16 protein-coding genes are annotated in these 19,775 nt (G+C 53.5%); 15 read left to right on the top strand and 1 reads right to left on the bottom strand.

The window, feature by feature from the left end; genetic code table 11:
• Positions 1–9 precede the first annotated feature (9 nt).
• From rpmF to PLIM_RS13190, 7 genes are all read left to right on the top strand, one after another.
• A complete protein-coding gene (rpmF, locus tag PLIM_RS23705) occupies positions 10–198 on the top strand; it encodes a 50S ribosomal protein L32 (protein WP_013110824.1) in 189 nt (62 codons plus the stop codon).
• Positions 199–260: 62 nt separating this feature from the next.
• Positions 261–1,283: a phosphate acyltransferase PlsX gene (plsX, locus tag PLIM_RS13215; protein ID WP_013110823.1), complete on the top strand. Its 1,023-nt coding sequence runs from the start codon at positions 261–263 to the stop codon at positions 1,281–1,283.
• A 262-nt stretch (positions 1,284–1,545) separates the two neighbouring features.
• Positions 1,546–2,460 (top strand): ACP S-malonyltransferase, encoded by a 915-nt coding sequence (gene fabD, locus PLIM_RS13210; RefSeq protein ID WP_013110822.1) that lies wholly within the window; start codon positions 1,546–1,548, stop codon positions 2,458–2,460.
• Between the two features lie 214 nt (positions 2,461–2,674).
• Positions 2,675–2,911 carry an acyl carrier protein gene (gene acpP, locus PLIM_RS13205; RefSeq protein WP_013110821.1) on the top strand — a complete coding sequence of 79 codons (237 nt, stop codon included), beginning with the start codon at positions 2,675–2,677 and terminating at the stop codon, positions 2,909–2,911.
• A gap of 3 nt (positions 2,912–2,914) precedes the next feature.
• Positions 2,915–4,153, top strand: coding sequence for a beta-ketoacyl-ACP synthase II (gene fabF, locus PLIM_RS13200; RefSeq protein ID WP_013110820.1), 1,239 nt, complete (start codon positions 2,915–2,917; stop codon positions 4,151–4,153).
• A gap of 271 nt (positions 4,154–4,424) precedes the next feature.
• Entirely contained in the window at positions 4,425–4,838 is a 414-nt protein-coding gene (locus PLIM_RS13195; protein WP_230849307.1) for a hypothetical protein, read from the top strand.
• A gap of 205 nt (positions 4,839–5,043) precedes the next feature.
• Positions 5,044–6,351, top strand: coding sequence for a beta-ketoacyl-[acyl-carrier-protein] synthase family protein (locus PLIM_RS13190; RefSeq protein WP_013110818.1), 1,308 nt, complete (start codon positions 5,044–5,046; stop codon positions 6,349–6,351).
• A 318-nt stretch (positions 6,352–6,669) separates the two neighbouring features.
• Here PLIM_RS13190 and PLIM_RS13185 read toward each other — a convergent pair whose 3' ends face one another.
• Positions 6,670–8,313 carry a tetratricopeptide repeat protein gene (locus PLIM_RS13185; protein WP_013110817.1) on the bottom strand — a complete coding sequence of 548 codons (1,644 nt, stop codon included), beginning with the start codon at positions 8,311–8,313 and terminating at the stop codon, positions 6,670–6,672.
• Here PLIM_RS13185 and PLIM_RS13180 point away from each other — a divergent pair.
• From PLIM_RS13180 to PLIM_RS13150, 8 genes are all read left to right on the top strand, one after another.
• Positions 8,312–8,632, top strand: a complete 321-nt coding sequence (locus PLIM_RS13180) for a hypothetical protein (protein WP_041401735.1) — start codon at positions 8,312–8,314, stop codon at positions 8,630–8,632. The genes PLIM_RS13185 and PLIM_RS13180 overlap by 2 nt on opposite strands.
• Before the next feature lie 204 nt (positions 8,633–8,836).
• Positions 8,837–8,992 (top strand): hypothetical protein, encoded by a 156-nt coding sequence (locus PLIM_RS24425; protein WP_155523249.1) that lies wholly within the window; start codon positions 8,837–8,839, stop codon positions 8,990–8,992.
• A 347-nt stretch (positions 8,993–9,339) separates the two neighbouring features.
• Positions 9,340–10,668 (top strand): transcription termination factor NusA, encoded by a 1,329-nt coding sequence (gene nusA, locus PLIM_RS13175; protein ID WP_013110815.1) that lies wholly within the window; start codon positions 9,340–9,342, stop codon positions 10,666–10,668.
• Between the two features lie 220 nt (positions 10,669–10,888).
• On the top strand, positions 10,889–13,984 hold the full coding sequence (infB, locus tag PLIM_RS13170; RefSeq protein WP_013110814.1) for a translation initiation factor IF-2: 3,096 nt from the start codon (positions 10,889–10,891) through the stop codon (positions 13,982–13,984).
• Between the two features lie 82 nt (positions 13,985–14,066).
• Positions 14,067–14,663, top strand: coding sequence for a 30S ribosome-binding factor RbfA (gene rbfA / locus PLIM_RS13165; RefSeq protein ID WP_013110813.1), 597 nt, complete (start codon positions 14,067–14,069; stop codon positions 14,661–14,663).
• A 232-nt stretch (positions 14,664–14,895) separates the two neighbouring features.
• Positions 14,896–16,032, top strand: a complete 1,137-nt coding sequence (locus PLIM_RS22935) for a hypothetical protein (protein ID WP_013110812.1) — start codon at positions 14,896–14,898, stop codon at positions 16,030–16,032.
• Between the two features lie 347 nt (positions 16,033–16,379).
• Complete coding sequence (locus tag PLIM_RS13155) at positions 16,380–18,794, top strand: tetratricopeptide repeat protein (RefSeq protein ID WP_013110811.1); 2,415 nt, start codon at positions 16,380–16,382, stop codon at positions 18,792–18,794.
• A gap of 159 nt (positions 18,795–18,953) precedes the next feature.
• On the top strand, positions 18,954–19,700 hold the full coding sequence (locus PLIM_RS13150; protein ID WP_013110810.1) for a YebC/PmpR family DNA-binding transcriptional regulator: 747 nt from the start codon (positions 18,954–18,956) through the stop codon (positions 19,698–19,700).
• The last annotated feature ends 75 nt before the right edge of the window (positions 19,701–19,775 follow it).

Here is a 19,775-nt window from a genome sequence, read left to right as displayed (position 1 = left end):
AAGTGAGCCATGGCAGTTCCCAAAAGGCGGCAGTCAAAAGGGCGTTCCCGCCGCCGCCGCAGCCACGATTTTCTGACTCCGCTGCAACTGGCGAGCTGCCCACAGTGTTCGACACCGGTGCCAACTCACGTTGTGTGCCCAACTTGCGGCTATTACCAGGGGCGTACTCTCGTTGCTGACGAGAAGGATGCGGACTAATCGACTTGAGTCTCGCTGGTCGTTCATGAACCAGTCTGGAAACATCCAGTAAGGATCAACCTGTGGCGAGAGTCGCATTGGACGCGATGGGCGGGGACGTGTTTCCCGGGCCCAACCTCGAAGGGGCGGTTAAAGCTGTTGAGGCTCTTCCCGGCATTGAAATTGTGCTGGTGGGTGACGCACCCCTGTTGAGTCAAGAGATCGCATCGCATCCTGAGTTTGGTCGCCGTCTGACAGTTCAGGCGGCTGATGGCTATGTCGGCATGGACGAAAAGCCGACCGATGCCCTGCGAAGAAAGCCCAATTGCTCTCTCGCGGTCTGCTGGCAATTGATGGCATCGAAATCTGTTGATGCTGTGGTGAGTGCCGGGCATACGGGAGCAGTTGTTGCCGCCGGATTGCGAACCCGGCTGTTTCTGAGAAATGTGCGACGACCTGGAATTGCCGTGGTTTTGCCCACGATGCGTGGTCGGTGTGTACTGATGGATGTGGGGGCCAATCCTGCAGCCCGTCCCGAGCACCTTCTTCAATACGGCGTGATGGGGGCTGTTTACGCTCGCAATCTGCTGGGTGTGGAAAAACCTTCCATCGGGCTGATGAATATCGGCAGCGAAGATGGCAAAGGGAATGACCTGGTGCGTGAAGCCCAGGAGCTATATGCGAAAAGCAAGGCCATTCAAAGCTATAATTACGTGGGGAATGTCGAAGGTCGCGATCTGTATGAAGGTCGCACTGACGTCGTGATTTGCGAAGGTTTTGTTGGCAATGTGATCCTCAAGTCGAGTGAAGGCATTGTGGATATGCTCTTCAAGACCGTGGGGAAAGCTGTGGTTTCTGCTCTGGATGTCGAGCGAAACAAGGCCATTGAAGCTCTGAAAGCTCTCGAGCGTAAGTACGTCTATCACGAGTCAGGCGGCGCACCACTGTTGGGCGTGGATGGCAATTGCATCATCTGCCATGGTTCCAGCAATGGGCATTCGATCTTCAATGCCCTCAAGCTGGCCGATGAACTGCAGAATCGCGGCATCAACAGCCAGATTTGCAGCGAACTGGAAGTCGATCTCCAACTGGTCGGTTCTGCCTGAGTTTGCCCTGCGACAGATCACTGAGGCAGATTTTTCTCACAGAAAATTGCGTGCTTCGTTTGCAGCCTCTCTGTGTCTCTCGCACTCGGTTCTGAGCAGAGGATTCAGTCCTTTCCGACCCGTCCAATCATGTTGACGTTCCATACGGTCTTGGGAAATCTTCCTGTAACTTGCGAAGCTCGCGAGAAGTTGAGAATCTGCTGACATTCAGAGGTTTTTCCATTCCAGAGATCATGGAATTCGATAGAAGGCAGGTTCACCGTTGGCTAAGGTTGCATTTCTTTTTCCGGGACAGGGGGCTCAACATCTGGGGATGGGTGTCGGCCTGAGTGCGAAGTATCCCGCAGCGCGAGCTTTGTTTGACCAGGCCCGAGAAATACTGGGTTTCGATCTGCTGGAGGTCTGCGAGAAAGGGCCGCAAGAACAACTGGATAGCACGGTGATCAGCCAGCCGGCATTGTTTGTCGCAAGTCTGGCGGCATTGGAATCGCTGAAAATTGAGCAGCCCGCCTTAGTGGAATCGTGTGTGGCCAGTGCCGGCCTGAGCCTGGGCGAATATACCGCTCTGGTTTTCGCTGAAGCCATGACGTTTGAAGAAGGTTTGAAGGTGGTCGCTGTGCGTGGTCGCGCGATGCAGGCTGCCGCCGATGCGACGCCTTCGGGAATGGTCAGCGCGCTGCTTCTGGAGCCAGCCCAGGTCGAGCAGGTGGTGTCTGAATCTCAGGATGCAGGGAAGATCTGGATTGCCAATTATCTGTGTCCGGGTAACACAGTTCTCTCGGGAGAGAAAGCGGCCTGTTCCAAAGCGGCAGAAAGAATTGAAGCGGCCGGAGGCCGGCCGATTCCACTAGCTGTTGCCGGTGCGTTTCATACACCACTGATGGCCTCGGCCTGTGAGGAATTGGCTCAGGCGATTGGTGCGGTGAATTTGAAATCCCCCCGACTTCCCGTGATCTCGAATGTGGATGCCACAGCCCATTTTGAGCCGGAAGAACTGAAATCGTTGTTGATCAAACAGGTCACTGAACCTGTGCAGTGGGAGTCCTCTGTCAGAAAGTTACTGGCGGAAGGTGTGGAAACATTTTATGAAATTGGCCCAGGCAAAGTTTTGAAGGGACTACTCAAGCGAATTGATCGCAAAGCGAACTGCGAAACTGTGAACGATAGTGTATCCTGAGTTGTGAAAATTGTGCCTTTTGCGAGGTGGAGTCAACATTGCCCGGTCGAGGCGTGCAGATTCGGAATACGAATCTGACAAAACGGGTGATTGTTGTGGTTTACACGATGTAGAAAAGCCGTTAGTCTCTCGCCTCCAAGCGGGTGAAGTCTTCTTCACAACGTGATGGGAGCCTAAAGGCGATCTACGAATCAAGCGGCTTGAGGAGATTGGCGTGTCGTCGTCGGTAGAAGATAAAGTCATCGCAATTGTCAGCGAGCAACTCAGCATCGCCAAGGAAGACGTGAAGCTGGAGAGTTCGTTTATCGACGACCTGAAGGCTGACTCTTTGGACGTCGTAGAGCTCGTTATGGAATTTGAAGACGAATTTGGTATTCAGATTCCTGACGAAGATTACGAAAAAATCAAAACAGTTGGTGATGCAGTTAAGTACATTTCAGAAAAGCAATGACGGATGGCTAGACGAGTCGTCGTGACAGGGATGTCGGTCGTCACTGCCTTGGGCTGCGATCTCAGTGAATTCTGGGATAATATCTGCAGCGGCAAGAGCGGTGTGTCTCGGCTGGAACGCTTTGATCCATCGGAATTCAAAGTCAACTTTGGTGGGGAAATTAAAGATTTCCACCCCGAAGAACACTTTGATCCCAAGGAAATGAAGCGTTTGGATCGCTTTTGTCAGTTTGCCATGGCGGCAGCAGACAAGGCGATCAAGCAGTCGGGGATCGACTTTAAATCCTATACAGATCCATACCGCTGTGGCGTAATTGTCGGCAGCGGTATTGGGGGGCTGAACGAAATCGAAGAGCAGCATGCAAGGCTGTTCGATCGAGGTCCGTCCCGAGTATCCCCGTTTATGATCCCCAAGCTGATGGTGAATGCCGCCAGTGGGAATCTTTCAGTCTATTATGGATTGAAAGGCCCGAGCAGTGCAGTTGCCACCGCTTGTGCATCGGCTTCGAACGCCATTGGTGATGCCTTCCGTGTCATCCAGTCGGATATGGCTGATGTCATGATTGCGGGTGGCAGTGAAGCCGCCATTACACCTATGGGATTGTCGGGTTTTGCCCGTATGGGGGCACTTTCGACACGTCTGGATTCCCCGGAGTGTGCCAGCCGACCATTCGATCGTGATCGTGATGGTTTTGTGCTTTCTGAGGGTGCCGGTGTGGTGTTGCTCGAAGAATATGAGCATGCCAAAGCCCGTGGTGCCGAAATCCTGGCCGAAGTGCTGGGCTATGGGATGTCGTCTGACGGCAACCACATGACAGCCCCCGATCCTGAGGGAGCTGGTGCTGCCCGTGCGATGGCAAATTCGCTTCGCGATGCGAAGTTGAATCCATCTCAAATCCAGTACATCAACGCTCATGGAACCAGTACGCCCCTGGGCGATAAAGCCGAATCCAACGCCATTATGACAGTTTTTGGCGAAGAGTCGAAAACCGTCTGTGTCTCCAGTACGAAGAGCCAGTTAGGTCATCTTCTGGGTGCCAGTGGTGGGGTCGAGTTTGTGGTTGGAGTGATGACCTGTCTGCAGGGAATTATTCCACCCACGATTAATCTCGATAACCAGGATCCTGACTGCAAGCTCGATTATGTGCCGAACGTGGCTCGTGAGCGTGAAGTCAAGTGCATGCTTTCCAACAGCTTTGGTTTCGGTGGCCACAACGCCTGTCTTGTTGTGGGTCGCATCTGATTCCTGCAGGACTGCTGTAACGATTGCCAACTCGATCTTGCGCAAGCTGTGCTGACAGCGACTGCGCATCGCATTTGCATTCGATAGAGCGATTGATTTGTCATGCCAGCAGGGGAGCACGAAAGGTTCAGGGATGAACTTTCCAGTAAAAACTGGTGCTTTGGCCAGTGGTTGCAGTAACACTCGGGATGATTCGCGAGATGCGTGCTCCAAGTGGCTATGCTGTTTCTTGTTATGTGCTGTGTCGATCTCTCAGGCTGGTTGCACGCACATGAATGGAACTCGTCACGGTGCACTCGCTGGGGGCACATTTGGCGCAGTCGCCGGGACATTAGTCGGTGCCGCCACTGGTAACCCAAAAACCGGACTTGTGGCAGGTACTGTCATTGGTACAGCATTGGGTGCGTCAGTTGGTCATGCGGACGATGTGGCTGTCAGCCGGGCCGTCAGTCTGGAGACATCGGCACAGGAAGCAGCATTTGTGCATGTGCATGGCCGTGCCATGACGGAACATGATGTACTGCAGATGATTCACGCCGGTATCACTGATGAATTGATCATCAGTACGCTGGCCGATCGAAGGGGCCATTTTCAACTTTCACCGGCAGGAATTATCGAACTGCGAAACCGGGGTGTCTCCGATCGAGTGATTCAGGCCATGCAGCGCTATAATTTATGGCGGTAATCCCTTAGAATCAGTCGAGACAGCCAGTTGCCCGGATAGGGTTGCAAAAACATTGGGAATCGACTCTCTTTGCTCTTTGTAACGCGAACAAGCAGGTGAGAACTGTTGAGTTTTCACACCTCTGGCGTTCGATATTCGTCTGGTGATGTGAGTTTGATAGCAGCTCTTGGCCCAGGCATTGACAGTTGGAGATAAGACGCACGCCATGTCCTTAAAGAGCAAGAGCGCACAAGATATTGTCATTACTGGCGTGGGAATTGTGAGTCCCGTCGGAATTGGTCTGTCGGCCTTAACAGACAATTTGCGTGCCGGGGCCACCGGAATCTCGAAGTCGAAATTCTTCCCGGGATTCGCCAGTCCTGATGCCGTGACTGCTGAGATCGGTGATTTCAACGAAGAAACTGCCAAAAAAATCTATCTGAAGGAAGTCCGGCGAAGCATCAAGCTGATGTGCCGAGATATTCAGCTCGGTGTGGCCAGCGCTCTGATGGCTCTGGAAGATTCCAAATTAAATCTCGAAACCATCGATCATACGCGGATGGGTGTGGAGTTCGGTGCCAACCTGATGCTCAGCGAACCGGCTGTGCTGGGTGGCCCGGCCGTCGCGATGAGTGAAATCACCGGTGATGCGAGTTTCAAAGGCTGGGGAGAAGCGGGCTACAGTAAAATGGAGCCACTATGGCTGCTCCGCTATTTGCCGAACATGCCAGCCTGTCATATCAGTATTGCTTCCGATGCTCGCGGCCCCAGCAACTCGCTGACACTCGATGAAGCTTCAGGAAATGTGGTGATCGGTGAGGCCGTCCGCATTCTTCAGCGCGGTGCGGCAGATATCATGATCACAGGTGCCACAGGCTCGTATTCACATCCAGTGCGTGCGCTGCACCTGGCACTCGTCAAAACGTTGTTGGCCTCCTCACCGGCTGAGCCAGCCAGAAGATCGCGACCATTCGAAAAAGACCGAAATGGTTTTGTGGTCGGGGAAGGGGCTGGAACATTGATTCTGGAAACGAGAGCCCATGCGGAGGCGCGTGGTGCCACCATCTACGGGCGAATCCTTTCGACAGGAGCTGCCACATGTGTGAATCCTGATGGCGAACCCCGTTACCAGGATGCGGTGAAGGGTGCTCTCAAGGCCGCCTTGAGAAGTGCGGAAATCGAACCGACCGATATTGGCCATTACAACGCTCATGCGGCTGGTCTGCCAGAAGCTGATGCCGCGGAAGCTCGCGCGATTAACGAAGTCTTTGGCAGCTACCGCGTGCCCGTCACCGCTCCCAAGAGTTATGTCGGCAACTCTTCCGCAGGCTCGGGACTGGTAGAATTAATGACCTCGTTAGCTGGTGTGAAAGCAGGGTTTATCCCGCGCACTTTGAACTACGAGACTCCCGATCCCGCCTGCGATGTTTCGATTGTGACAGAGCCTGGCGTGAGTCCTGCGCTGAAGACCTTTGTGTCCATGAACGTGACTCGCAAAGGTCAGGCAGCGGCCGTGATTATCGAAGTGGAATAGCTTCGAAATCGAACTGAACGCTACTTCCAATCGAGTGTCCACATGATCTGATATTGTGTTGGCGAGAGTTGGATCTCGAACGGCACGCCGCACTTTTCATTGCTTAAACAAAGCATCGCATGGAGTTTGTCCATGCGATGCTTTTTTATTCAAGAAGATCAAGACTCTACGGATTCCAGTATTCAACTGCGCTCTTTGTTATGGGGTGGCTGGGGTTGAGCGTCTTCGCGAACCCCCAGTCCGTGCCAAAAATCGCTGGGGGTTCGAAGACTCAACCCCAGCCACCCGCCGCGCAGTTGTTTATTCGAATATATAATACTACTGAGCGAACTTGCCCAGAGCGAAGCCAGCACCTCGATAGGCAGAAAGATATCTGGCCTTGGTTGCCAGGGCCTGCTCAAAGAACTGGTTGGCACCCGCTGTATTACCTGCGCGCAATCGCTGCTGACCAATAAAGTAATAGGCCTCGCAGAACTGGGCATTTCTCAGGTTCAGGTCGTTCGGCTCAGCCGCATTGAAGAGTTCCTGCTCGCTGATCTTACCTGCCAGGAAGAGCACCAGTTGATCCATCCAGTCTCGCTTGTCGACAGGTTTCGAGAGACTGTCTGAGAAAGTGGCTGCTGCAGCACCTTCCTGTCCTGCGTAGGCCATGGAAAGGTATCGCCAGGGATTCAGATAGCGAAGGTTGGGATCTTCCAGTACGGCATTATTAAACGAAGCCAGTGCGGCTGGGTAATCCTTGCTGAAGAACTTGGTGAAGCCGATGTCTGCCATTGCAATTGGATTTTTAGGATCCAGTCGCAATGTCTCGTTATAGTCAGCCAGTGCTTCGTTGAGTTTGCCCTGCTGCAATTTTGCGGCCCCTCGCAAGCTATAGATCCCGGGCTGCTGAGGGTTGAGTCTGAGCGATTCTGTAAAATCAGCGATGGCTGCTGCCGGGTTTTCACCATCGTTCAGATAGGTAAAACCACGGTTCGTATAAGCGACATAAAAGCGAGGGTCGAGTTGGATTGCCCGTGAGAAATCGGCAATGGCCTCTTTAGGCTTTCGCTGCTGCTGGTAATACATGCCACGGTTGTTAAATACGAGCGGGTTGTTAGGGAAGACGCGTGTTGTATTCGAGAAGGCGGCTTCCGCCTCTGCAATTTTTCCAGCCGTTGCATAAGCACTGGCCAGAGCGACATGTGCGCCCAGATGTTGTGGGCTGGATTGAATGGCCGCCAGATAAGAAGCAATCGCCTGCTCGGTATTCTTGAGGTAAACCTGAGCGCCGGCTTTCTGATATTGCAGATTCGCCCGCTCTTCGGGGCGTAAATTGGGCCGGGCCAGAATACTGTCGGCAAACTTGATAACGACTTCGGCATGCTCCCGTTTTTCTTCCAAGCCCGCTAATGCTGTCATGCCGTAGAGATAAGGGAGGTAATAATTGATCTTATCTGTGCCGCCGACTTTGAGTGCTGAGCGGGCGTCTTCGATGCCACTGCGAATGAGTTCAAGATCCTGCTGCTGGATGCCGAGTTCCACGCGGGCCGAACCTCTCAGGTAAATCGCAATATCGTTGTTCGGATTACGGGCGAGCATGGCTTCTGCCAGTTGGAGAGCCTTGGGGAAATCACCGCGCTGATAGGCCGCCTCGGTTTCAGCCTGCATCGGATCTGCTGGAGCAGTCATCACATTGGCACCCGGTGTTCCAGGAGGAGTGGGTGGATTTGTCGAAGAACCTGGTGGCCTTGTCGATGGGCGAAACAATTGGGCTTGTGCCATCGAACGGGAGTTTGGGTTTTCAATTCCCAGTAAGGCATCTGTCACGCCGGCATCAGCCAGGCAGGCGAATGCCAGTACAACAACCCGGGGAGACCAGCCGGCCAGCCAGCGGCGGCCTGCCAACCGTATGGCGGGAACCGAATGTTTCAAAGAGTGGATGGAAACGAACTGGCCCGACTCTTGCTGAAATGTGGTCATGGATTTATTGGCTCCTGCGGAAGGTTCTGGTTGCGGCCCGTCAGGCGGCTTTGCTCAAACACTTTTGATCGTTGCCATTTATGACGAAATCCGTCAATGGGAGACAATAGCAGGAACGGGTAAATCGGCCCCTGCGTGTTCAGTATTTTCAGGCAATATAGAAATTGGAGGCAAAGAGATGGGCGTTAAACTTTTTGCAGAATTTCCATTTCTCCCAGATTGGTTCATTCCGCTGCTCTTGGGGAGTCAGTCTCTCGCTGTGGAGAATCCATTTTTATTCTCCGCGAATTCAAACTTCACAAGTTCTGGTTCATGGTAGAGCCGGTCGAGGTATGTCGGGTCGTGGCGTGGCTCTGAACAGTTAAATCATTTGTTGCCCACAGTTGCTGCGGCTTGACACTCTCTGTCGGCACTTGTACTTTGGCAATAGTAAGGATGTTCTGTGTTTATCAGGCTGTTCTTTCGTGCAGTGGTAACATTGTGTGGAGGGCCTGCTGACATTCTGCGGAGGCGATCATGGCTGGTGTTGGTGTACAACGATGGTGAGTTTCGGCTTTCCATCGCTGGCGTTCGCCGTGCTGCCAGTCTCTTTCTTTTAGCTCACGCCAAGCGCGGGCTGCGGAAAGAGCGGCACGCGATTATTGAACCCAATGCAGCGGGTGCTGCCGCAGAAAAGTAGGGCATTCCCTGCTTTTTTTGTTTTAGGGGACTTTGATCCCGGGAACAACTTTGTTTTCGGGGGCATGAATAAGGCGTTGCATTCAGTGGGGTGAGCGAACGGCTTTTGCTGGTGATGCCATCAGGTTTGTCTGCAGGTGCTGTTGAGGCAACTGGTGAATCGGGATGACGGTGCCTGCAAAAATAGCGACTCCAGGTTTTTCGACAATTTCACGTCGATTGCCCGGTTTTGCTGAGCAGTTCGTGAAGGGTTCGTCAGGTCTGGCGGTTTGCCATCATCGTGATGTCGAGCCATTAGTTCTGTGATCTAATCTGCTGTTTGTCAGCGAGTTCATCAAGAGGGTTGTCATGAACGGCAATGAAGTGCTGCGGATCGTGGATTCGATCCATCGCGATAAGAGCATCGACAAGGAAATTGTCTTCGAAGGGGTGGAGCAAGCCATTCTTTCGGCTGCGCGGAAGCACTTTGGTGAAGAAGAAGTCATCGAGGTTCATATTGATCGCACCAGCGGTCAACCAATGGTGAAAACCAATGGTCGCGAAATTGACCGCGATGAACTGGGTGATATTCTCGGTCGCATCTCGGCTCAAACTGCCAAGCAGGTTATGATCCAGAAGATTCGCGAAGCCGAGCGTGACACGTTGTTCGATGAATACGCCCAGTTGCGAGGGCAGATTGTCTCCGGGACAGTGACTCGCAATGAGGGAAGTGCCATTACGGTCAACATTGGCAAGGCGGAAGCGATTCTGCCTCGCAGTGAAATGATCCCGGGTGAATCGCATCGTCCGAATGAGCGAATTCGTGCCGTGGTGCTGGAAGTCAAGAAGATGGGGCCTCGCGTTCGCGTGGTGCTGTCCCGAGCACATCCCGATTTTGTTCGCCGTTTGCTTGAACTGGAAATTCCCGAGGTCAACGAGAGGATTATCGAGATCCGGTCTCTGGCTCGGGAAGCTGGATATCGAACAAAAGTGGCGGTCTCCTGTGCCGACAGCAATATCGACCCGGTTGGTGCCTGCGTGGGTGTGCGCGGTGCCCGCATTCGCAATGTGGGCGAAGAGCTGGGTGGCGAGCGGATTGAAGTTGTTCGCTGGAACGATTCCCTCCAGGTGCTGGTCCCGAATGCGATGCAGCCCTCGGAAGTGGAAGATGTGATTCTTTGCCCGATGCTGGGCCGTGTGCTGGTGCTGGTGCGGGATGATCAGCTTTCTCTGGCGATTGGCAAACGCGGTCAGAATGTGCGTCTGGCTTCGAAGCTGGTGGGCTGGGACATCGACGTGATGACTCGCGAAGAGCTGGATCAGCAGCTTGATCAGGCTGTGGTGGCCTACTCGCAGATCCCGGGAGTTTCCGAGGAGCTGGCGGAAGGGCTGGTATCGCAAGGTTTTCTGAGTTTTGAAGACCTGTCTGTCATCGAGCCCGACGAGCTGATGGAGATGGGCTCGTTAACTCAAGAGCAGGCCGATGTGATTGTTGAGTATGCCGAACGCGAAAGCGAGCGGATCGAGAAGGAGCAGGATCTTCGTCGGGCGACCGAGAAGGCCGAACGGCAATCTCAGGAGCGCGAGCAGCGCCGGGCCGATGAGGCCCGCGCCTCGAATCCCGCTGTCGAAAGCAAACTGCCGCCCGCTGCGGACAATGAAGCATCTGTTGAGGAGGCGGCCGGCAATAAATCGTAAACGATCAAAAGCTGGTGTTTGCCAGTTGAGCCGTGATGTGCATGGGATAATGGATGTGAGGCGGTTGGGTCGCGATTTGACTTCGGAGCGTACTCAGGAATTCCTGATTCGAGCCGGAACTCTGAATTAAGCCGACATAGTGAGAAATGATTCTGCCGGGCAGAATTGACAGACTCCTGTTTGAGAGTCTGACTCTTGTTTTGAACAGAGGAACGAGCGTTTGAAGATTCGAATTTTCGCTCTTGCCAAAGAGCTCGATATGGACAGCAGGCTGTTGATCGAGCACTGCGCTAAGGCTGGCATTGTGGTCAAGAACTCTGCCCTGGCCAGTATCTCGCCAGAGGAACGCGATCGCGTTCTGGCAATTATCCGCAATGGTGGTTCAACCACCGTGATGACTGCTCCGGGAGGTGAAGCTCCTGTGACGCCCCAGCGCGAAGAACATGTTCGCGAGCTGGCGGGAGCGGTTCGCAAACTGCGGGACATGATTTCCAAAACTCCCGCGACTAAACCGGCAGCTTCAGGAAAGCCCCAACCTGTTCACGAAGCTCCCCGGGAGCTGGATGGAGAGTCTTCGCAGGAAGTTCAAGAGATCGAGGCTCAGGAAGCCTCGTTTGAACAGACTGAGGAGACTGTCGTCGGTTCGCATGAAATGGATGTCTCGACCGAAGATGAAGTAGCCTCTGAAGCAGCGATTCTCCCTGCCGATGTGGCTGGTGAAACTGATTCCGATGTCGAATCAAGTTCTGCGGCTGTCGAGCCGGTCACTCCGCCAGCACCTGTGCGTGAACACCAGATGACCTCGCGTGGGTCTGTCAGTGCAAAAGGGAATGCTGGAACTGATGCTCCCCAGGGAGCCGGTTCCAAACCATTACAGCGTTCAGCACCCGGTGGTGGCGAGGGTGGAACATCTCAGCCATCACAGGATACAGGCAATCGCGTTTCGGGTGTGCCGGAGCGTCCTTCGATGCCTTCGCGCATGGCCGGTGGGCCGATGCGAGCAGTTGGCAGTCGCCCCATGCGTGATATGGGGATGAGCAGTCGAGGGACTCCTTCGCGAGGTGAGCAGGCAACCACTCAAGGGCCGCCAGCTCCCGGTGGTGGAGCAGCGCCCCCTGTGAATCGAGGCGGGAACGAGCCTTCCAACCGTCCCCGTATGAATGTGCCGGGTGTCGCGAATCTGGCGCCATTCAGTGGCGGCCCGGTCGCTCGCAAAGAAGACGTCAAAGCCCAGGTGCCCGATATCCGCATTGATATCAAAGGTAAGCTGGTTACGCATTCTCCTCTGGGAGATCGAGTCGCTGGCAGCGGTGGTCGCCGCGGCAGTGACGAAAAGAACAAAGCCGATCTTGCAGACATCATGGAAGGCCGTGCCGGCGGCAAAAAGGCAGACAAAAATGCCTTGGGCGCCGGTATGGAAGAAGTCCGCGAAGCCCGCCGGGTCAAGCGGACGAAAGATGTTCGTACGTCTGAGGAAGAAGAAGTTGCTGAACGTAAGGCCGTTCGCAAGCTCATTCGTCGGCCCGGTCAAAAGCAAACCACACAGCTCAAAACAACCGCCGAAATCGAGCCACCACTCACTGTGCGTTCTCTTTCGGAAGCGATTGGCCGGCCTGCCAAGCAGATCCTTGGGATTCTCTTCAAACGTGGCGAAATGTTGACCATCAACAGTCTGCTGCATGAAGAGACAGCGCTCGAACTCTCTCTGGAACTGGGCGTCGATCTCAAAATCGTCAAACCCAAGGATGTCGAAGACGAGCTGCAGGAATACATCGATCTCCCGGACGATCCCTCAGTTCTGGAAAATCGACCGCCAATCATCACGATTCTCGGGCACGTCGATCATGGCAAGACGACTCTGGTCGACAAGCTGCGCTCGGCCAACGTGGCTGCTTCAGAACATGGGGGCATTACCCAGCATATTGCTGCCTATCAGGTGACGAAGAATGGTCAGAAACTGACATTCGTCGATACCCCAGGCCATGCAGCGTTTGGTGAAATGCGTGCTCGCGGTGCCAACGTAACTGATATCGTTGTGCTGGTGGTTGCTGCGAATGACGGTGTCATGCCTCAGACTGTGGAATGTATTGCTCATGCCAAAGCCGCCGGTGTGCCACTGGTTGTCGCACTGAATAAGGTCGATCTGCCTGATCGAAATGAGCAGCGTGTCCTTCAGGAACTGGCTGCCCAGAACGTGCTGGCGGCCGAATGGGGTGGAGACACTGAAGTCGTACGCACCTCCGGTTTATCTGGCGAAGGTCTGGATGAACTGCTGGAAACATTATTGCTGACCGCAGAACTCAATGAGTTCAAGGCGAATTCGCAGCGTCCCGCCACCGGGGCCTGCCTCGAAGCCTTCCGTGATGAAGGTCGTGGTCCGCTCGCATGGCTCATTGTGCAGAAGGGAACACTCCGCCGCGGAGACGTCGTTCTCTGTGGGCAGGCTTACGGCAAAGTACGATCTATTTTCAACGAACATCAGCAGGAGCTCGATGAAGCTCCGCCATCGACACCTGTCATGCTGGCAGGTCTCGATATCGTGCCTGCTCCTGGTGATAAGTTTGTGGTGCTCGACGATCTGGATCTGGCTCGTGAGATTGCCGAGCGGCGACGGATGGCTGGCCGACAGGTCTCGCTCTCTTCGCGCGGTGGTAAACGAACTCTGGAAGATATTCTCAACGCTGCCCGCGAGGGTGAAGTTCAGGATCTGGGTGTGATCGTTAAGGCCGACACTCCTGGTTCTCTGGAAGCTCTGCGAAGTGAAATCGGGAAGTTTGAACATCCCGAAGTTCGCGTCCGCATCCTGCACGAAGGTGTTGGTGGCGTCAACGAAAGTGATGTCTATCTCGCCAGTGCTTCGTCGGCGATCATTATTGCCTTCCATGTGATTCCTGAAGACCGGGCGGCTGCTCTGGCACTGCAGGAGAACGTGGAAATCCGCCGTTACAACATTATTTACGAAGTGATTGATGAAATTAAGCAGACTCTGGAAGGGATGCTTAAGCCGGCCAAGAAGGAAGTCACGCTGGGCCGGGCGATTGTCCTGCAAACGTTCAATATCAGTCGTTTTGGTACCATTGCGGGCTGCCGTGTATTGAATGGTACGATCGAACGCACCAACCGCATCCATGTGATTCGAGATCAGAAGGTGCTGAACTCTTACGCCATTGCTTCGCTCAGGCGTGAAAAAGACGACAGCCGTGAGGTTCGCGAAGGGATGGAATGTGGTATCCGGCTGGAAGGATTTAATGACGTGAAGGAAGGGGATCTGCTGGAAGCCTATAAGATCGAAGAAGTCAAACGGACATTCGATTAAGGGTGGAAATGCTGGATCCCGGGCTGTCGTAGTTCTGGTGAGGATATAGGTAAAGGCGCTATCGCCATAAGGCACTACAGCCATGATGTCTCGACGACTTGCAAAGGCTTCTCAGGCTGTGCTGGAAACAGTCAGCCTGACCATCATGCGGCATATCCGTGATCCACGCGTCAAGAACGTTACCGTTCTTTCGGCAGAGGTGGCTCCGGATATGCGAACCGCTCGTGTGCATGTTTCGGTGATGGGGACTCCCAAAGAGCAGTCTTTGTGCATGCATGGTTTGCAATCAGCCTGCGGATTTTTTCAGGCCAAGATCGCAGACCGACTGGAGACTCGCTACACCCCGGTGCTCACATTTGTGCTCGATCAGGGCGTCAAACTGAGTATTGAAACGTCGAAAGCCTTGCGAGAAGTTCTTCCCACTGATGAGGCTGACAGCGATGAGGCTGATCAGGAGGGGGAAGATTCTCTGGATGACGATCTTTATGATGATGAATTTGAGGACGATGAAGCAGAAGTCGCTGGCGAATTGAACGAGGAGACATCCTCGTCGAGTGCCGTGGATCCAACGGTGACCAGTGAAGACTCGGGTCGAGTTGCTGATGGTGCGGCGGGCGATGATGCTGTGAATGGCGATGCTGGCGATACAGATGTCTCTGGTGAATCAAAATCGGTATAAAGTCAGCGAACCACGAACAAACTCTCTGTATGAGAATTGAAGATAAAACTGCAATGGCTGATGGTGAGTGGCTGCTCATGATCTGAGAATTGAAATTCAGTGGAATTCCTCCGGAATGATGGGACGTTCCTCTTGTATGATGTTGCCATCATTCCCGACGAACATGATCGTCGTGACGGAAGTCGATAGAACAGTGGTATTTCCCGGAACCTGACTGCGGAAGAAACACACGATGGCCTCTGCCGTACGAACAAAAACCGCCGACAAGCAGGCACTTCTGAAGAAGCTTCATCCGGTTGTCAAAAAGCTTCATAAACTGCCATCGTCTCCCGAGTTTCCGGTTCTGGAAACGATGCTTTTTGCGGTCTGCCTGGAAGATTCGCCGATTGAAGAATCGCAGGCTGCTTATGAGCAATTGAGAGCCGCTTTTACAGACTTGAACGAAGCCCGTGTCAGTTCTGTGACCGAATTACAGGAGGCTCTGGGGTCTCTCCATAACAGCGAGTGGAAGGCTTATCGTTACAAAGGTGTGCTGCAGCATGTCTTCGATAAGAATTACACTTTCGAGTTCGAAGGGCTCAAAAAGCGGACACTCGAACTGGCCCAGAAGCAACTTGTGAAAATCAAGTCGGCCACACCTTTTGTCCGAACCTACACACTGCATGCGGTTCTTGGTGCGCATGTCATCCCTCTGGATGAAAGCTCGATTCATACGCTGGTCTGGCTGGGACTGGCGATGCCCGGACAAAGTGCTGACGAAATCAGTGAGTCGCTCAAGACCACGGTCAAAAAAGCAGAAGTGGATAGTTTCTGTGGGATGATTCGTGCTCTGGCGACAGATTCCAATCTGCGAAGTGCCTTCAATAAAGAGGCTTATCCGCATCCACCAGAAGGTTTCGATGCCGGGACGGCGATGGAACGACTGGCCGAACTCATGAAGCTCGGGCCTGCCGCTTACTGGGAAAAGTTAAAGAAGCAGACCGAGCCTAAAGCCAAAGGTGGTTCAAAGCCTCCCAAGTCTGAAGAGAAGGCCACGGAAGTGGCGCCTGAAACTTCCAGCAAGACCAAAAAGCCAAAAGTTGATAAGCCTTCCGACGATAAGCCCGTCGCCAAAAAGGTATCTAAGCCCCCGAAGGAAAGCACTGAAAAGGGAGCGACTTCAAAGGCTGTGAGCTCAACTGCCAAAAAGACTGAGAAGACAGAAAAAGCCGAAAAGACACCCAGCACTAAGGCGGCTTCAAAAGCGGCGCCTGACAAGAAATCTACCAAAGCTTCGTCTTCAGCCAAACCCGCCAAGGGGGAAGGCAAATCCGCTGCAGCCAAGAGCAAATCAGCCGCTGCGAAAAAAACCGGCAGGGCGAAGTCGTAACGGATAAAGCCCGGGAGATGTCACTCCGTAACCTGTCGACACCTGCTCCCATTGAAGGTTGTTTTCTTGCACTGGCTCTGGTGGTCAAAAATTCCCGAAGGATGGTCAGTGCGAAGTCGTGCATTGGTTTCTGACGAAGAGACGCTCTCCTCGCGGCTTCTCTTGCGAACCAGCTTTCGAAAATGTGATCCATCGAACCTTGGCCAAAGCAGACTTTCGTCAAACTTCGGTTTGCTGCCTGAGGACATTCAGGGCTACAATCGGAAGGTGTCAAAATGTTGAATCGTCGCTGGACGTGAACACCACGTCTTCAGCAGATGCCCAGGGAAAATCTTGAGGGGCAGGGAATGGAACACGTCAGAAAATGGAGTCTGGGACTGACCGCATTTCGTCTGCGACGGGATGGAGGTTTCCACCTCTTCAAGTTCGGCCTGATGATTCCCTGTTGCGTAGCCTTATCTGTTGTGTCTGGGAACGGACTGGCCGACACTTTCTTGAAGCGTGCCGCAGCGCAAGAGGTTGCGACACCGCCTCCGGTCTCTGAAGAGGCAACCAAGAAAACAGCAGCTTCTGAGGAAACTCAGCCTGCTGGATCTCCCAAGGTAACCGCAGGGCCTGTCATTCAATTGCAAACGTTGGATGAACCGGCTGTTCCTCTCACTCCTAAAACTCCGCGCACTGCTGCTGAAGAAAAACAGGCAGAGGCTTTAGCGTGGTTCATGTCGGGCTCGTTGTTCGAATCTCGACTGGAGTGGAAGCGGGCCTACACGGCTTACCAGCGGGCTGCGGAACTCAATCCAGGCTCTGCCGAGACATATCGCAAGCTGATGCAGATTGCATTGATTCAGGAACAACCGGCACAGGCGATGTCCTGGGCCATGAAAGTTGTCGATCTTGATCCTGCCGACTTTGAAGTTCTCCATACTCTCGCTGCCGGAATGGCTGCCCAGCAGAAAGGGGCCGAGGCGATCAAGTTTCTGGAACAGGCAGCGAATTCTCCCACACTCGATCCCCTGTCGAACTGGGCGATCCGGTTACAGCGCGACCTGGCGATCCTGTATCTGGCGACGGGTGATATTCCCAAGGCAGCCGATAAGTACGAACTGCTGTTGAAAGTGTTTAAGAAACCGGATGAGTTCAAACTTGATCCGAGATTCCGCAACGAACTGATGAATGATCCCCGGACCGGTGCTGAGCGTGTTGCACAGGTTCTCCTGGATGCAGAACGGGTGGCACCTGCACGAGAAGCGCTGGAACTGGCTGTCAAAACCGGTAAGGCCAGCCGGGGAAATGTCAATTTCTATCAGGCCAAGCTGCTGCTTCTGGAAGGTAAGCCGGCGGAGGCTCTGGTTGAACTTCAGAAGTACATCGATGCTCAAAGACAATCCAAAGGCCGCGAAGCTTACGAATTGTTGTCGCAGATTCTCTCCCGCAGTGGTCTTGAGGGAGAGTTGATTGATCGCTTGACTGCGATTGCCGAGAAAGACCAGCGGAATTCGACACTGCAGTTCTTTCTGGCCGAGAAACTGACGGATCGCGGTGATTACGAAAAAGCCGAAAAGATCTACGAAGCCTCACTAAAGGGTTCGCGAGATTTAAAAGGATATCTGGGGCTTTCGCGTTTGTATCGTAAGCAGAAAGTGGCAGATAAACTGTTGGATACGTTAGGTCGCGGCTTGTCTCAGGCTCCACCGGATGGTGTGGATGAGATTGAAGCCGAGTTCGAGTCGGTGGCAAAGGATCGGGAACTGGTCGGTCTGGTGATTGATGCAGGCCGTCGGCAGGCCTCTGCCGAGCCTCGTGAATTGACTTTTGAAGAGGCCTACCTGGTTGCCAAGCTGGCCTCTCAAGGTGAGCAAATCGATGCTGCAATCGAATTCTTTCGTAAAGCCAAGGAGATTGCTCCTGATCGTGGAGGGATTGTGCTTTCCGATCTGGCGGAGATGCTTCTGAAAGCCGACCGCTATGCCGATGCTGCTCAAGTTCTGGAAGAAGCCTTGGAAGAGCCTGCGATGGCTGATCGAAAGCCCAATCTGCTTTTCCAGTTGTCTCAAGCCCGGGAGATGAATGGGAATACTGAAGGAGCACTGGAAGCGATTGATCAGGCGATTCGTCTGATCCCCCAGGCGGCTGTCCTGCAGTTCCAGAAAGGTTGGATTTACTATCACAGTCGCAATTTCGAAAAGGCAATCGCCCAGTTTGAAACTGTGCTCCGGGATTTTCCCGGCGAGACACGAATTGTGAGGCAGTGCCAATTCAGCCTGTCGAACATCTATGTCATGCAGGGTGATATTCCACGAGGGGAAGCGATCCTCGAAAAAGTGCTGGAGGAAGATCCAGAGGATATTTCGGTCAACAATGATCTGGGCTACCTCTATGCCGACCAGGGAAAAAACCTGGAAAAAGCCGAGAAAATGATCCGCAAGGCGGTGGCAGCAGAACCTGAAAATGCTGCGTATCTCGACAGCCTCGGCTGGGTGCTGTTTAAGCTCGGAAAGTATGAAGAGGCGCTTTCTCCACTGGAAAAAGCCGCTGAGATGCGGACGGGTGGAGATGGGACAATCTATGAGCATCTCGGGGACGTTTACAACAAACTGGGTCGAGCCGCCGACGCTCAGAAGGCCTGGGCAAAAGCGATGGAAAAATCCAGAGCCGAACGTCTCCCTGATGAGAAATTGCTCAAGCGACTGGAAGAAAAGTTAGGGACGGCTGCCAAACCCAAAGAAGGGGGCAAGCCACAGGCCATAGAGCCCACGTCCTGATATTTTGTATGTGATCAGCTGGCCTCCCTTAATCAAGCCCTTGTATATGGGCCAAAAACGGGTCATTCTGCGAGGTTCGCTATCAGCTGAAGAGATGAAATCTGTCGCTTCGTCGTTAGTTTTTGAACTGAATCTGCTTGTTGAGAAGAGATAGACAGTATGGCTGGCCATTCCCATTGGGCGAATATCGCTCACAAGAAGGGACGATACGATCAAAAGCGAGGGAAGCTCTTTGGCAAGCTTTCCAAGGCTATTATTGTGGCTGCACAGCGGGGGGGGGATCCGGCTGCGAATCTCGCGCTGCGCTATGCAATTGATCGCGCCAAAAAGTCGAGTATGCCTGCGGATACGATCGAACGGGCGATCAAAAAAGGGACAGGCGAGCTTCAGGCCGACAATTACGAGCAGGTACTCTATGAAGGTTATGGCCCCGGTGGTGTGGCTGTCCTCTGTGACATTCTGACAGAGAACCGGAATCGTACAGCAGGTGAAGTCCGCCGGATTTTTGATATCCATGGCGGGAATCTTGGCAGCACAGGTTGTGTGGCCTGGATGTTTGATCGCCGAGGGCTCTATGCGGTGAAGGCAGGCGTGACCGATGAAGACACGCTGATGGAGATTGCGCTCGATGCCGGGGCACTGGATGTCACCGCCGACGCTGGTGGTTTTTCTGTGATTTGTCCCCCGGAGACGTTTACTCCTGTGGGGGAAGCCCTGGAGAAAGCCGGAATACCGATGGAATCTGCAGAAATCACCATGCTGCCGCAGAACACGGTCGAGCTTGATCTGGAGATGGGGCGAGCCGTCCTGGCTTTAATTGATGCTCTCGAAGACAACGATGACATTCAGAATGTGATGTCGAATTTCAGCGTGTCGGAAGAAGTGTTGGCAGAGCTTTCGAAGTGATCAAACGAAATCCATTTCATGCAGGCTGTTGACTGTTCATTTGGTTTCTTGTATTTTTGTACATTCACGATGAAT

The sequence above is a fragment of the Planctopirus limnophila DSM 3776 genome, assembly GCF_000092105.1.
GTDB lineage: Bacteria > Planctomycetota > Planctomycetia > Planctomycetales > Planctomycetaceae > Planctopirus > Planctopirus limnophila.
The sequence above is the reverse complement of the archived record's forward strand: the minus strand, read 5'-3'. Positions and strand labels throughout refer to the sequence as shown.